The sequence below is a fragment of the Paracoccus shanxieyensis genome, from assembly GCF_009711265.1.
Lineage (GTDB): Bacteria > Pseudomonadota > Alphaproteobacteria > Rhodobacterales > Rhodobacteraceae > Paracoccus > Paracoccus shanxieyensis.
This window is the reverse complement of the sequence record NZ_WMII01000007.1, coordinates 94,379-107,090: the sequence shown is the minus strand read 5'-3', so window position 1 is coordinate 107,090 and position 12,712 is coordinate 94,379. Positions and strand designations below refer to the sequence as shown.

General features: G+C 65.5%; 13 protein-coding genes. 7 read left to right on the top strand and 6 right to left on the bottom strand.

Features of this window, described 5'->3' with window-relative positions; translation table 11 throughout:
* The first annotated feature begins 52 nt into the window (after positions 1–52).
* A complete protein-coding gene (locus GL284_RS09125; RefSeq protein ID WP_155044294.1) occupies positions 53–2,116 on the top strand; it encodes a glycosyltransferase in 2,064 nt (687 codons plus the stop codon).
* 47 nt (positions 2,117–2,163) lie between these two features.
* Here GL284_RS09125 and GL284_RS09120 read toward each other — a convergent pair whose 3' ends face one another.
* A complete protein-coding gene (locus GL284_RS09120) occupies positions 2,164–4,998 on the bottom strand; it encodes a [protein-PII] uridylyltransferase family protein (protein WP_155044293.1) in 2,835 nt (944 codons plus the stop codon).
* A gap of 251 nt (positions 4,999–5,249) precedes the next feature.
* Here GL284_RS09120 and GL284_RS09115 point away from each other — a divergent pair, with 251 nt between their 5' ends.
* The 3 genes from GL284_RS09115 (at position 5,250) to ilvN (ending at position 8,578) form a co-directional block, all read left to right on the top strand.
* Positions 5,250–6,083, top strand: coding sequence for an arginyltransferase (locus GL284_RS09115; RefSeq protein ID WP_155044404.1), 834 nt, complete (start codon positions 5,250–5,252; stop codon positions 6,081–6,083).
* A 165-nt stretch (positions 6,084–6,248) separates the two neighbouring features.
* Positions 6,249–8,006, top strand: a complete 1,758-nt coding sequence (locus GL284_RS09110; RefSeq protein WP_155044292.1) for an acetolactate synthase 3 large subunit — start codon at positions 6,249–6,251, stop codon at positions 8,004–8,006.
* An 11-nt stretch (positions 8,007–8,017) separates the two neighbouring features.
* Positions 8,018–8,578, top strand: a complete 561-nt coding sequence (gene ilvN, locus GL284_RS09105; protein ID WP_155044291.1) for an acetolactate synthase small subunit — start codon at positions 8,018–8,020, stop codon at positions 8,576–8,578.
* 4 nt (positions 8,579–8,582) lie between these two features.
* On the opposite strand, the gene GL284_RS09100 is transcribed toward ilvN, so the two are convergent.
* Both GL284_RS09100 and GL284_RS09095 read right to left on the bottom strand, forming a co-directional pair.
* The gene (locus GL284_RS09100; RefSeq protein ID WP_155044290.1) at positions 8,583–8,927 is read right to left on the bottom strand and encodes a hypothetical protein; all 345 of its coding nucleotides are present in this window, start codon (positions 8,925–8,927) and stop codon (positions 8,583–8,585) included.
* Between the two features lie 278 nt (positions 8,928–9,205).
* On the bottom strand, positions 9,206–9,943 hold the full coding sequence (locus GL284_RS09095; RefSeq protein ID WP_425274263.1) for a M48 family metalloprotease: 738 nt from the start codon (positions 9,941–9,943) through the stop codon (positions 9,206–9,208).
* A 164-nt stretch (positions 9,944–10,107) separates the two neighbouring features.
* Between GL284_RS09095 and GL284_RS09090 the strand changes: the two genes are divergently transcribed.
* On the top strand, positions 10,108–10,362 hold the full coding sequence (locus tag GL284_RS09090; protein WP_155044288.1) for a hypothetical protein: 255 nt from the start codon (positions 10,108–10,110) through the stop codon (positions 10,360–10,362).
* Here GL284_RS09090 and GL284_RS09085 read toward each other — a convergent pair.
* Entirely contained in the window at positions 10,359–10,607 is a 249-nt protein-coding gene (locus GL284_RS09085; protein ID WP_155044287.1) for a DUF167 domain-containing protein, read from the bottom strand. The genes GL284_RS09090 and GL284_RS09085 overlap by 4 nt on opposite strands.
* 72 nt (positions 10,608–10,679) lie before the next feature.
* Here GL284_RS09085 and GL284_RS09080 point away from each other — a divergent pair, with 72 nt between their 5' ends.
* Together GL284_RS09080 and GL284_RS09075 are read left to right on the top strand one after the other, a co-directional pair.
* Positions 10,680–11,246 (top strand): nitroreductase family protein, encoded by a 567-nt coding sequence (locus GL284_RS09080; protein WP_155044402.1) that lies wholly within the window; start codon positions 10,680–10,682, stop codon positions 11,244–11,246.
* A complete protein-coding gene (locus GL284_RS09075) occupies positions 11,243–11,947 on the top strand; it encodes an EI24 domain-containing protein (protein ID WP_341870336.1) in 705 nt (234 codons plus the stop codon). The genes GL284_RS09080 and GL284_RS09075 overlap by 4 nt, the downstream gene beginning before the upstream one ends.
* Here GL284_RS09075 and GL284_RS09070 read toward each other — a convergent pair.
* Positions 11,913–12,173, bottom strand: a complete 261-nt coding sequence (locus tag GL284_RS09070; protein WP_155044286.1) for a DUF1467 family protein — start codon at positions 12,171–12,173, stop codon at positions 11,913–11,915. The genes GL284_RS09075 and GL284_RS09070 overlap by 35 nt on opposite strands.
* Positions 12,173–12,577, bottom strand: a complete 405-nt coding sequence (gene mce / locus GL284_RS09065; protein ID WP_155044285.1) for a methylmalonyl-CoA epimerase — start codon at positions 12,575–12,577, stop codon at positions 12,173–12,175. The genes GL284_RS09070 and mce overlap by 1 nt, the downstream gene beginning before the upstream one ends.
* Between the last annotated feature and the right edge of the window lie 135 nt (positions 12,578–12,712).

The following is a 12,712-nucleotide window of genomic DNA, read 5'->3' as shown; positions in this document are numbered from 1 at the left end:
CGTTCTTAACCTGTCCTGTGCTTCTAGTGGCGCAGCAAGACAGGGGACAGACATGGCCAGCAACGCAGTCACCAAGCTTCGCGCGACGATGCCGCAGGCGGCTCCTTCGCCGTCCGCGCCTGCGCCGGCTCAGGTCATTTCCGGCCGCGACCTGCGCCCGCTTGGGCAGATCCTGATCGAGGATGGCGCCGTCGATCCCCGCCACCTGCTGCGCGCTCTGGTCATGCGCCAGCGCCAGTCCCTGCGGCTGGGGGAAATCCTTCTGGCCCATGGCTGGGTCGAGGAAGAGGCGCTGACCCGCGCGCTGGCGCGGCAATGGCGCGCCTCGGTCATTGATCTGGCCGCCATGCCGCCGGATCCGCGGCTTGTCGATGCGATGGGTGCGGGGCTGTGCCTTTCCGAAGGGGTCGTGCCGTGGCGGCGCATCGGCGGCATCACCTTCGTGGCAACCGCCCGCCCCGATCTGTTTCAGGCGCTGCTGCCACAATTGCCGGCACATTTCGGCACGGTGCGCATGTTGCTGTGTTCCGAAGCCTCGGCGCGCGAGGCGATTCTGCGCACGCGCAAGACCAAGATGATCCGCCAAGCCGAAATGCGTGTGCCTGCCGCCGAAAGCTGCCGCACGCGCAACGAACGGCTGACCGGCCGCATCGCCGTCGCGCTGATCGTCGCGACGCTTTTGGGGCTGTTGCTGGCGCCGGTCGCGGTGATCGGGGTTCTGACCTTCTGGGCGGTGCTCTCGCTTGTCGCCTCGATGGGGCTCAAGGTTCTGTCCTTTCAGGCGATCCTGCGCAAACAGGCGCAGGACCGGACGCTTGCCCGCGCGGTGGCCGCAGGCCAACTTGCCCGGCCCGAGATGTCGGGGGCCTTGCCGGTCATCTCGGTCATGGTGCCGATGTTTGCCGAGGCGGATATCGCCGACCGGCTGATCGGGCGGCTGTCCCGGCTGGACTATCCGCGCGAGCTGATGGACGTGCTGATCGTGGTCGAAGAGACCGACCGCATCACCTGCGAGGCGCTGGAGGGGGCGACGCTGCCGCGCTGGATGCGCGTGGTCAAGGTGCCCGACGGGCCGGTCCGCACCAAACCGCGCGCGCTGAACTATGCGCTGAATTTCTGCCGTGGCTCGATCATCGGGGTCTGGGACGCCGAGGACCGGCCCGAGCCTGACCAGTTGCACAAGGTGGCGCGCGGCTTTCATTTCGCCGCGCCCGATGTGGCCTGCCTGCAGGGCGTGCTGGACTATTACAATCCGCGCACCAACTGGCTGGCCCGGATGTTCACCATCGAATATGCCGCGTGGTTCCGCGGCACACTGGCCGGGGCTGCGGCGCTGGATCTGGTGGTGCCGCTGGGCGGCACGACGCTGTTCTTTCGCCGCGACCTGCTTGAGAAAGTCGGTGCCTGGGACGCATGGAACGTCACCGAGGATGCCGATCTGGGCGTGCGTCTGACCCGGCGCGGCTATCGCACGGAAATGCTGGACACCGTTACGCATGAGGAAGCCAACTGCCGCATGATCCCATGGGTCAAGCAGCGGTCGCGCTGGCTCAAGGGTTTCATGATGACATGGGCCGTGCATATGCGCGACCCGGCGGCCCTGTGGCGCGATCTGGGCGCGCGGCGTTTTATCGGGCTGCAGGTGCAGCTTGCGGCCTCGGTGTCGCAATATCTGCTGGCCCCGGTCCTGTGGAGCTTCTGGCTGCTCAGCCTCGGCCTGCCGCATCCGATCCGGGAATCGCTGGCAGGCCAGCTTGGCGGCAACGCGATCCCGCTGCTGTTCACGGTGTTTCTGGCCTCCGAGCTGCTGAACTGGGCCGTGGCATTCTGGGCGGTGCGGGGCCGCGAACATCGCCATCTGATGCCGTGGGTGCCGATGCTGCATCTGTATTTCCCGCTGGGCTGCCTTGCTGCGTGGAAAGCGATCTATGAGGTGGTCAGAAAGCCGTTCTATTGGGACAAGACCCAGCACGGCCTTTTCGACGCGGCCACCGATATGCCCGCCGCGCCGGTCACGGCAGAGGCGACCCTGATCCCGCTGCACGGCGCGGCAAAGCCCGCAGCCGCGCCGCAAACGGCTGCGGTGGGAATGCCGGTGCTGGGCAAGATCGGCTAAGCCCCGCGCGCCTGCCGCCCCCGGCACGTCACCGCCCCGCCCATCGGTCAGGCCTTGGTCTGATCGGCGGGTTTCGGGCGTTCGGTCCCAGCCAAGGCGTTGTCGATGATCGCCCCGGCGGCCGTGGTGGCCGTGCGCAGCTGTTCGGCAAGGGCGTCCAGCGTCTCGCTTCCCGTCTCGCGCAGCAGGAAGGCCTGTCCACCGCGTCCGACATGGTCCATGTCCAGCGGACGCTCGGTCAGCAGGCGGGTCGCGGATTGCAGGCTCCACAAAAACCGCCGCGCCGAGGCCAGCGTCTCCGCATCCTCGCGCGAAATCAGCCCCGCGCGGGGGCCGACGCGCAACTGTGCCGCCGTGCCGCGTGCCGGGCTGGCCGCGCGCAGGGCAAAGGATTGCGCCAGCAGGTCGATATCCTGCAGATGGCCCGGACCGATCTTGGCCTGCCACACGCTGTCGGCGGCCTTGGCGGCAAAGATCCGGGCACGCATATCGGCCAGATCGGCCATGACCTGCGGCCCGGTTCCGGTGGCGGCCAGCACCTCGACGCGCAGCGCCTCGACTTCGGCGGCCAGTGCTTCGGCCCCTGCTCCGCAGGACCCGACGACGCGGGCGCGGGTCAGGGCCAGATGTTCCCATGTCCAGGCCTCGGTCAGCTGATAGTCGCGGAAGCTTTGCACCGAGGTCGCGACCGGCCCCTGCCGTCCCGAGGGGCGCAACCGCATATCGACCTCATAAAGCCGCCCCGCCGATGTGGGCGCGGATACGGCGGTGATCATCGCCTGCGTCAGCCGCGCGTAATAGGGCCGCGTCGCCAAGGGCCGTGGCCCGTCCGAGCCGTCGCTGCCATCCGCGTCATAGATCACGATCAGGTCCAGATCCGATCCGGCATTCAGTTGCCGCGCGCCCAGCGACCCCATGCCCAGCACGACCGCGCCGCGACCGGGGGGCGGGCCGTGGCGGCGCGCGAATTCATCGGCCACGACGGGAAACAGCGCGGCGATGGCGGCATCGGCGATATCGGCATATTGCCCGCCCGCCTCCTCGGCGCCGATCAGGGCGCGCAGGTGGTGAACGCCGGTGCGGAACTGCCATTCATGCGCCCAGCGGCGCGCCGCGTCCAATGCGCGTTCATAGCCGCCATCCGGCGCGGCCAGAATGCGCGCCAGATGGCGCGACAGCTCGGCCCGCAGCCCGGACGCGCCCGGCCATTCCAGAAAGAAGCTGCCGCCCAGCACACCGTCCAGCACCTCGGGATGGCGCGCCAGATAGGCCGACAGCGCGGGCGAGATCCCGCAGATATCGGCAATCAGATCAATCAGTTGTGGATTCGCCTCGAACAGCGAGAAAAGCTGCACCCCGGCAGGCAACCCGGCCAGAAAGGCGTCGAAACTGGCCAGCGCGTCATCGGCATGTGCGCCGCCGGTCAACCGCGCCAGCAGCGGCGTTTCGATCCGGGCAAAGACCTGCCGCGCCCGGTCCGAGCGCAGCGCGGGATAGGCGCGCCAGCCATCGACCAGCGTCTTTGCCGTCGAGGACAGCTGCGGACGCGGCCCCTGATCGGTCGGCGAGAAGAAATCGGCGGTCAGCGCCTCGACCCGCGCCAGACGGTCGGCCAGACGCGCCGACCATTCGGCGGTATCGGCCTGCCCCATCAGATGCGCGATGGTGGCCACCCCCTCGGGCGAGGTCGGGACCTGATGGGTCTGCGCATCGTTCACCATCTGGATGCGATGTTCGATGTCGCGATGCTCGCGGTAATGCCGGGTCAGTTCTTCGGCGACCTCGGGGGGCACCCAGCCCTTTTCGGCCAGCCGCGCCAGCCCCTCGACCGTGCCGCGCACGCGCAGATCGGGATCGCGGCCCCCGGCAATCAACTGGCGGGTCTGGGTGAAGAACTCGATCTCGCGGATCCCGCCCTGCCCCAGCTTCATGTTATGGCCCGGAACCTCGATCCGGCCATGCAGCCCCTTGTGGTCGCGGATGCGGCGGCGCATGTCGTCGGTGTCCTGGATCGTCGCGAAATCCAGATGCCTGCGCCAGACAAAGGGCGTCAGATCCCGCAGGAACCGCTGGCCCGCCGCGATGTTTCCGGCACAGGCGCGCGCCTTGACATAGGCCCCGCGTTCCCATGTCCGGCCTTCGGATTCGTAATAGCCAAGCGCGGCCGAGATCGAGATGCAGACCGGCGTCACCGCCGCATCGGGCCGCAGCCGCAGATCGGTGCGAAACACATAGCCCTGATCGGTATTGTCCGACAGCGTGGCCGCCGCCTTGCGCGTGGCCCGGATCAGCGCCGCCCGCGCCTCGTGCTGGTCATCGGGCGCATATGCGCTGTCATCGTAAAAGACGATCAGGTCGATATCCGAGGAATAGTTCAGTTCCCCCGCGCCCATCTTGCCCATGGCCAGCGCGGTGATGCCGCCTGCATCGGCATCGGTATCGGGCAGCTTGCGGCGGGCGATTTCATGCGCGACATGCGCGCGCAGCGCCAGATCGGTGGCGCGGTCGGCCAGATCGGTCAGCGCGCCGGTCACCTGCTCCAGCCGCCACACCCCGCCCAGATCGGCCAGCGCCGTCCACAGCGCCACCCGCCGCTTGGTGCGGCGCAGCGCCGGCCCCAGCGCATCGCCCCCCAGCGCGTCATAGCCTTGCGTCTCGTGCCGCACCACATCCCGCACCGGGGCGTCGGGATCTGCCAGCATCCCGGCCAGCCACTCGGCCTCAAGCCCGATCAGCCCGGCCAGATAGGGGCTAGAGCCCGCCGCGCCGCGGATCAGATCGCCAAGCGCGGCATCGGTGATGCCCGTGACCGCCAGCGCCGAGGCGCCCCGGTCGGGATCCATGGGAATCGGCAGTCGTGTGATACGCGATGCAAAGCTCATGCCCGAAGCCTAGCGGGCGGCCCGGCAAGGTCAATGCGCCGAAAATGCCGTGACATCGGGCAGATGCACCGTCTTTACCAAGCCATGGTTTCCCGGCTTGGCGCGGGGGGGAACTGTTGCTACGCTTCGGTCCACCCGGATAGCCGATGAAACCAGATGAGCCGCCCGCCAAAGATGCGCGCAATCAGGATCAGACCGCTGGAGCCCATGCTTCGCTGCCCCCGCTGCCCCATGCAGGCGGGGCCTGTCTGATGCGCCACAGCCTGCCGCACGCGCCGCAATTCTATGTCACCGCGCCCCAGCCCTGCCCCTATCTGCATGGCCGGGCCGAACGCAAGCTGTTCACCGCGCTGGCCGGGGACAGCGCCAATGAGCTGAACAACGCCTTGTCGCGCCAGGGCTTTCGCCGGTCTCAGAACGTGCTGTATCGGCCAAGCTGCGAAAGCTGCGTGGCCTGCATGTCGGCGCGGATCCGCGTGTCGGAATTCCAGCCCTCGCGCACGCAGCGCCGGGTGCATCGCAAGAATGGCGCGCTGCGCCGCCTGCCGACCAGCGCATGGGCAACCGAGGAGCAGTATGAACTGTTCCGCCGCTATCTGGACGCGCGCCATGCCGATGGCGGCATGGCCGACATGGACATCTTTGAATTCGCCGCGATGATCGAAGAAACGCCGGTGCGCACCCGCGTCATCGAATATCGCCATACCGAACCCGGCAGCCCCTCCAGCGAGGATGACCGGCTGGCCGCCGTCTGCCTGACCGATGTGCTGGATGACGGGCTGAGCCTTGTCTACAGCTTCTATGACCCGGCGCTGGAGGCGTCGAGCCTTGGCACCTATGTCATTCTGGACCATATCGAACTGGCGCGCAGCGCGGGCCTGCCCTTTGTCTATCTGGGCTATTGGGTGCCGGGCAGCCGGAAGATGGATTACAAGGCGAAGTTCAGCGCGCTCGAGATCTATAAGGGCGGCGTCTGGCAGCCCATCGGCGATCCCGCGCAGCATTCCTCGGACATCCATCCGCTGTCGGTCGACCCGATCGTCGAACAGGTCGCCCGCATCACCCTGCCGCAGAAGCAGCGTTGATGACGCAAAACGGCAAATTTCGGTAATAAAATTTCAATAAATCCGATTTTCAGGTTATTTTCTGTGAAAATCGCCATTGACCCTACCCGGCAAGCCCCATAGTTTCCCCCGACGCGACGACCAGGAGGACGGCGTTGCATTCAGGCTTAACTATGGAGAATGGGCATGTCCCGAAGCATGACGGGTGCAAGGATGGTTATCGAAGCTCTGCGCGATCAGGGCGTCGATACGGTATTCGGCTATCCGGGCGGCGCCGTTCTACCCATCTATGACGAGATTTTTCAGCAAAACGACATCAAGCACATTCTGGTCCGCCACGAACAGGGCGCGGTGCATATGGCCGAAGGCTATGCGCGATCGACCGGCAAGCCGGGGGTCGTGCTGGTCACCTCGGGACCGGGGGCGACGAATGCCGTCACCGGCCTGACCGATGCGCTGCTGGATTCGATCCCGCTGGTCGTGCTGTCGGGTCAGGTGCCGACCTTCCTGATCGGCACGGACGGCTTTCAAGAGGCCGATACCGTCGGCATCACCCGCCCCTGCACCAAGCATAACTGGCTGGTCAAAGAGACGGACGATCTGGCTGCGACCATCCACAAGGCGTTCCACGTCGCCACCTCGGGCCGTCCGGGGCCGGTGCTGGTCGATATTCCCAAGGATGTGCAATTCGCGACCGGCAGCTATGTCGGCCCGTCCGAGATCGCGACCCCCAGCTATCAGCCCGCGCGCAAGGGCGACATCGCTGCGATCACCCGTCTGGTCGAGTTGATGGAAAAGGCCGAACGCCCGATCCTTTACACTGGCGGCGGCGTCATCAATTCCGGGCCAGAGGCCAGCGACAGCCTGCGCGAGTTGGCCGATGCCACGGGCTTTCCGCTGACCTCGACCCTGATGGGTCTGGGGGCCTATCCGGCCTCGGGCAAGAACTGGATCGGCATGTTGGGCATGCATGGGCTTTATGAAGCCAACATGGCCATGCATGACTGCGACCTGATGATTGCCGTCGGCGCGCGGTTCGACGACCGTATCACCGGGCGCGTGGCGGATTTCAGCCCCGGCTCGGTCAAGGCGCAGATCGACATCGACCCCTCGTCCATCAACAAGGTCATCCATATCGACCTGCCGGTTCTGGGCGATGTCGGGCTGGTGCTGAAGGATCTGCTGGAGATCTGGAAATCGCGCGGCTCCAAGGTGAACCGCGCGGGCCTGACGCAATGGTGGGCGCAGATCGAAGCGTGGAAATCGGTCGATTGCCTGAAATATCGCGGCTCTGGCACGGTCATCAAGCCGCAGCACGCGCTTGAGCGGCTGCAGGCGCTGACCGCGCATCGCAAGGACCGCTACATCACCACCGAGGTCGGCCAGCACCAGATGTGGGCCGCGCAATATCTGCATTTCGAGGATCCGAACCGCTGGATGACCTCGGGCGGGTTGGGGACCATGGGCTATGGCCTGCCGGCCTCGATCGGCGTGCAGGTCGCGCATCCCGATGCGCTGGTCGTCAACGTCGCGGGCGAGGCCAGCTGGCTGATGAACATGCAGGAAATGGGCACGGCGGTTCAGTTCCGCGCGCCGGTCAAGCAGTTCATCCTGAACAACGAACGGCTAGGCATGGTGCGGCAATGGCAGCAATTGCTGCATGGCGAGCGCTACAGCCAGTCGTGGTCCGACAGCCTGCCCGATTTCGTCAAGCTGGCCGAGGCCTTTGGCTGCAAGGGGCGGCTGGTCAGCGATCCGGCCGATCTGGATGCCGCCATTCAGGAAATGCTGGATTATGACGGCCCGTTCATTCTGGATGTCATGGTCGAAAAACACGAGAACTGCTTCCCGATGATCCCCTCGGGCAAGCCGCATAACGAAATGCTGCTGGGCGAAGCCTCGACCGAAGGTGCCATCACCGGCACCGGCGCGGCACTGGTCTGAGGAGAGCGAACATGGCGGCACTGAACATTCAGAAGGGCGCGTCCAGCCATTCGGCCTATGACCTGCGCGACCCCAATTCGCAGGTGATCGAAAGCCACACGTTGGCGATCCTGGTCGAAAACGAGCCGGGCGTTCTGGCCCGCGTCATCGGGCTGTTTTCCGGGCGCGGCTACAATATCGACAGCCTGACCGTGGCCGAGGTCGATCATCTGGGCCACCGCTCGCGCATCACCATCGTGACGCGCGGCACGCCTGCCGTGATCGAACAGATCAAGGCGCAGCTTGGCCGGATCGTTCCGGTCCATGAGGTGCATGACCTGACTGTCGAAGGGCCGAATGTCGGCCGCGAGCTGGGGCTGTTCAAGGTGGGCGGGAAAGGCGACAAGCGCGTCGAGGCGCTGCGCATCGCCGAGATCTTCCGCGCCAATGTGGTCGATTCGACGCTGGAAAGCTTTGTCTTTGAAATCACCGGCACGCCCGAAAAGCTGGACGCCTTCGCCGATCTGATGCGCCCGCTGGGCCTGTCGGACATGGCGCGCACCGGCGTCGCCGCGCTGGCGCGCGGCGTCTGACCGATCAGCCTGCCGCCGCCACCTTGCGCGGCGGCAGTTGCGGCCCGGCAAACGAGGTGTTGGAAATCACCCGCAGCACGGGCGGCTCTGCCGGCGAAACATCGCCCATGCCCCGCAACAGCCCCGGCAGTTCCGAGCGGTTTCCATTCGAGACCAGCGACACAGACCGCGCATGGCGCAGCTCGTTGATGGTCTCGAACTCAAGCTCCACCAGATCACCCGATTCGGGCCAGCGATCAGCGGATTGCAGGTTTTCCTGTCCTTGCAGATAAGCCAAGGCGCCATGGTCTTCGCACCAGATGACAGCCTTTTCCTTGGCAAGACTGCTCCACAAAATGATGCCGATCATAAAATAGCCCCCAAAAATTTTGCCCTTATGCGGCGGGCCGCCGTTTCAATCTGTCTTCCTGATCTTCAATCACACCGGGAAACTATAGGCGAAGTCTCGCCTATGAAAGCAATTTTTGGGAACCCGGCGCCCACAAGCCATGAAACCACACGTCATATATGTTCGTTTTGTTGCTGACCGAAAAATTCCAGACCGTTCCGTTCATGAAAAATCACGCAGATTCCTTGGCTTAACGGCCAATCGGCGGCTTGCGGCAACTCTGCCACAGGGGCAAGGTTTTATCGCGCGCGACCGGATCTGTAATCGGCAACCGCGCGGCTGACCTGGGCGATCCGCGCCTCGCGCGACGGGTGTGTGCCCAAAATCTTATCACCCGGATCGGGGATGCGAGCGAAGAATTGCGCACCGTGCTGCGGGTCATAGCCTGCATTCATTGTGATAATCGCGCCCAGATAATCCGCCTCAAGCTCCCATTCCTTGGAATAGTAGCGCGCGCCGAATTGTGCGCCCATTTGCTGGGCACTTTCGATCGCCTCGCTATTGCCGCCATAGGCGCTGGCCAGACCGCCAAGAATCACCGCGCCCATTGTCGCGGCGCTGCTTTTGCGGGTGATATGTCCAAGGATGTGGTGGCTGGCCTCATGGCCGACGACAAAGGCCAGCTCGTCCTGATTGCGGGCAGCGCCGATCAGCGACAGCGTAAAGCCGATGATCGGGCGACCGCTGTCATCGACGGTCTGAAAGGCGTTCGGCTCCAGCCCCTCGCGGTCGTCGACGACGAACTGGAAATCGCAATTGATCGGCTGCTGGCGACGTTCGCGGCATTCGCGTTCGACGGCAGGCTCCATCCGGTCGATGACCTGAATGAAGGCGCGGGCCGAAGCGCGCGGCCCGGTCGGCGTATCGGGCGCGGGGCTGCCCGAGGGCAGCGGCAACGGGGGCAGCGCGCCGCCCGGCGGTTGCGTCATCGGCTGCGCGACGCAGCCAGCAAGGACCAGCGCCGAAATCGCTGCCATCTGCCACATTCTGAACATCCGCGCCCCCTTTGTAGGTCCGGCGCGTCGTGGCCGGTCGTCAGATCAACATATCCGTGTGGCGGCCCTGACGCCAACCCCCGCTCTTGCCCCCGCTCCCGGTTCACGCGAAAGTTGGTTAAATCCTGCCGCAGAAAGGCTTTGCGATGTTCACCATCGAACATGACTTCGACGCCACCGTCATCACCCTTGTCGATGAGCTGCCCCGCGGCCCGAATGCCAGCGAGCGTCCGCTGAACGAAGATGTCATCATCCAGACCTTCGACGACCGTGTGGTGGTCGAGCAATTCGACCCCGATACCGGCGAGCTGGCCCAGATCGTCATGACCATGGAACAGCTTGAGGAATTGCGTGCGGCCCTGAACCTGCCCGAGGGGAATTACCGGCTGGAACGCCGCTAATCCACGCGAAACACCTTGTCGCGCGCAGTCGCGCCCCGGATCAGCACCAGCCGCGACGGCGCGATGCCCAGCGACTTGGCCAGCAGCTTCTGCACCGCCTTGTTGGCCTTGCCATCTTCGGGAACGGCGGTGACGGTCACGCGCAACCCGCCCGCATCCGCCAGCACGGCGTTGCGGCTGGCCCGAGGCGTCACGCGCACCGCAATCTCGGTGCCGGGTTGCGCAAGATGGCTGAGATCGGTCATGGTCCCCGGCATGACGAAAGCGCCGCGCCGATGCAAGACGCGGCCCATTGCCCCTGCCCCAAGGTGACCCGATTGCAGCATACCGACCCCGCCGCCCTTGCCTTCCTGCGCAACCGCCGCTCGCACCCGCCGAAGCTGCTGACCGGCCCGCCACCCTCGGATGCCGAACTTCTGGATCTGCTGGAACTGGCCGCCCGCGCGCCCGATCACGGCAAGCTGGAGCCGTGGCGCTTTGCCGTTCTGGGCCGTGCGGCGCTGGACCGGTTGGCGCCGCTGTTGGGCCAGCATGTCGCGGCAATGGGCGGCGATGAGGCTGCGGTGGAAAAGGCCCGCTCGGCCTTCGGCTCGCCCGTCGTGGTGGCGGTGATCTCTGCCCCGGTCGACAGCCCGAAGATCCCGGAATGGGAACAGTTCCTGTCCGCGGGCGCGGTCTGTCTGGGGCTGGTCAATGCGGCGCTGGCGGCAGGCTATGGCGCAGCATGGCTGTCCGGCCCGGCCACCCAGCCGGAATTTGCACAGGCGCATCTGGGCACGACCCCGCAGGAACGGGTCGTCGGGCTGATCCATATCGGCCAGCGCGGCACCACGCCCCCCGACCGCCCGCGCCCCGATATCGCCGCCAAGACGGTCTTTCTGTGATCGTTCCGGCAGCCCTGATCCGCGCGCTTGGCGACCTGCGCCGCCCGCGCATCTTCGGCGTGGTGGCGCTGGGGGTGCTGCTGTCGCTGCTGCTGTTCGCTGCCTTGCAGGCCCTGGTGATCTGGGCAGTGCGCAGCTTCGGCCCCGACATCCTGACCCTGCCCCTGATCGGAGAGATCCATATCAACGGCGCGCTGTCATGGGGCTCGTTGCTGCTGTTTCCGATCATGTCGATCTTCCTGATGGCCCCGGTCACCGCGGGCTTTGCAGGGCTTTTCGCCGAGCATCTGGCCAAGGCCGTCGAGGATATCCATTACCCCGGCGTGCAGGGAAAATCCGTCCGCTTCCGCGAGGGGCTGCTGGAATCCTTGGCGGTGATGGGCGCGGTGATGCTTGTCACGCTGGTCTCGCTGATCGCCTCGCTGTTTCTGGGGCCGCTGGCATCGCTGCTGTTCTATGGGCTGAACGGCTGGCTGCTGGGGCGCGAGTTTCTGCAGATGGCCGCCCGCCGCCATCTCAGCGCCGAGGCGACGCGGGCGCTGCGCAAGCGGCTGTTTGCGCAGGCAACCGCGCTTGGCATCGTCATTGCGCTGCTGGCAACGGTGCCCATCCTGAACGTCTTCGTGCCGGTGCTGGCGGCGGTGGGCTTTACCCACCTGTATCATCTCAGCTCGTCCAGGACTGCAGATCGGCGCGGGTGATGATATCGGCCAGAATGATCCATGCGATCACCGCCCAAAGCACCGCGGTGATCAGCGTGGCCCACAGCATCTTCTTGCGCAGCATCGGTCGATAGGGCGCGCCGGGCGGTGTGCCGGGCGTCACCTCGCCCATTTCCTCCTGACTGCGATGGCCGATGGGCAGCAGCAGGAACATGACCAGAAACCACAGGACGGAATACAGCACGATCCCCCCGGTCAGGCTCATCAGACCTGCTCCAGTTCGATCAGGCAGCCGTTGAAATCCTTGGGATGCAGGAACAGCACCGGCTTGCCATGTGCGCCGATCTTCGGCTCACCGCTTCCCAGAACGCGCGCACCCTCGGCCTTCAGACGGTCGCGGGCGGACAGGATATCCTCGACCTCGAAGCACATGTGATGGATGCCGCCCGAGGGGTTCTTTTCCAGAAACCCCCTGATCGGGCTGTCATCACCCAAGGGGTAAAGCAGTTCCAGCTTGGTGTTGGGCAGGTCGATGAAGATGACGGTGACACCGTGATCGGGTTCGTCCTGCGGCTGGCCGATGGCGGCCCCCAGCGTATCGCGGTATTGCGCCGCCGCCGCCTCAAGATCCGGCACGGCGATGGCGATATGGTTCAAGCGTCCGATCATGCGATGTCCCCCCTGCATCCCCGTTCTAGGGCGGGCAATGCCATGGTGAAAGCAAAAACCGCCCGACTGCTTTCCCGCCCGTTAACCACTTCTTAGGCGAATCGCGCGATTTTTAACGCATGAGGAAGCGACCCC

What these genes read in the sequence shown, in the direction of transcription:
- GL284_RS09125 (WP_155044294.1), top strand. Translation starts at nt 53, where the DNA reads ATGGCCAGCAACGCAGTCACCAAGCTTCGCGCGACGATGCCGCAGGCG.
- GL284_RS09120 (WP_155044293.1), bottom strand. Translation starts at nt 4,998, where the DNA reads ATGAGCTTTGCATCGCGTATCACACGACTGCCGATTCCCATGGATCCC.
- GL284_RS09115 (WP_155044404.1), top strand. Translation starts at nt 5,250, where the DNA reads ATGCGCCACAGCCTGCCGCACGCGCCGCAATTCTATGTCACCGCGCCC.
- GL284_RS09110 (WP_155044292.1), top strand. Translation starts at nt 6,249, where the DNA reads ATGTCCCGAAGCATGACGGGTGCAAGGATGGTTATCGAAGCTCTGCGC.
- ilvN (WP_155044291.1), top strand. Translation starts at nt 8,018, where the DNA reads ATGGCGGCACTGAACATTCAGAAGGGCGCGTCCAGCCATTCGGCCTAT.
- GL284_RS09100 (WP_155044290.1), bottom strand. Translation starts at nt 8,927, where the DNA reads ATGATCGGCATCATTTTGTGGAGCAGTCTTGCCAAGGAAAAGGCTGTC.
- GL284_RS09095 (WP_425274263.1), bottom strand. Translation starts at nt 9,943, where the DNA reads ATGGCAGCGATTTCGGCGCTGGTCCTTGCTGGCTGCGTCGCGCAGCCG.
- GL284_RS09090 (WP_155044288.1), top strand. Translation starts at nt 10,108, where the DNA reads ATGTTCACCATCGAACATGACTTCGACGCCACCGTCATCACCCTTGTC.
- GL284_RS09085 (WP_155044287.1), bottom strand. Translation starts at nt 10,607, where the DNA reads ATGACCGATCTCAGCCATCTTGCGCAACCCGGCACCGAGATTGCGGTG.
- GL284_RS09070 (WP_155044286.1), bottom strand. Translation starts at nt 12,173, where the DNA reads ATGAGCCTGACCGGGGGGATCGTGCTGTATTCCGTCCTGTGGTTTCTG.
- mce (WP_155044285.1), bottom strand. Translation starts at nt 12,577, where the DNA reads ATGATCGGACGCTTGAACCATATCGCCATCGCCGTGCCGGATCTTGAG.